Genomic DNA, 517 nt, shown 5'->3' with positions numbered 1-517 from the left:
CCGACATATATTGCGTGGAGCGCTGAATGCCGGTCGCCAGTGCCGTAAGGGCCGCATAAAGCGAAAATCCAAGCATCCATTGCAGCGGTGCGTCTGGCATATCGTCGATCAGGCGGGAAAACACGAGAGGGCCGACGGTGGTAAGAAGCGACCCGAGCAGGATCGTCAGCAGCAGAAAGATGATCGACGGCCATGACGTCTTCAGATCTTCGGCATAGATGCGGGAAAGCGGTCCGAATGCAACTTCGCGATTGCCCGTCATCACTCTCTCCYGCCCGCGCTGCCTGACAGATGTTACGCGCATTGGATAGCGGCTCGACACTCCCTTCTCAACCCAGTCTCAGGGAGGTTGATTTATATTTAATATGACGCACAAAAGAGATTGGCGGGGGATCGGGCTTTTAGCGATCGGGGCAAGCAGAATCTTTTCAGAACTTTGGCGGGATTGCCTCACAATCCGATTCCGCGCAAAAGCGCCACGGTGACGACGCCGAGCGTTGCGGCTGGGAGCAGGCTG

The 517-nt window shown here is 56.6% G+C and carries 2 pseudogenes; both read right to left on the bottom strand.

Going from position 1 to position 517, the window contains the following annotated elements:
- Nucleotides 1–262, bottom strand: a pseudogene (locus tag AB4Z23_RS28205) (ABC transporter ATP-binding protein); the annotation flags it as partial.
- Between the two features lie 188 nt (nt 263–450).
- Nucleotides 451–517 (bottom strand): annotated as a pseudogene (locus AB4Z23_RS28200) (AzlD family protein); the annotation flags it as partial.

The organism is Agrobacterium sp. MCAB5 (assembly GCF_052114365.1).
Lineage (GTDB): Bacteria > Pseudomonadota > Alphaproteobacteria > Rhizobiales > Rhizobiaceae > Agrobacterium > Agrobacterium tumefaciens.
The sequence above is the reverse complement of the archived record's forward strand: the minus strand, read 5'-3'. Positions and strand labels throughout refer to the sequence as shown.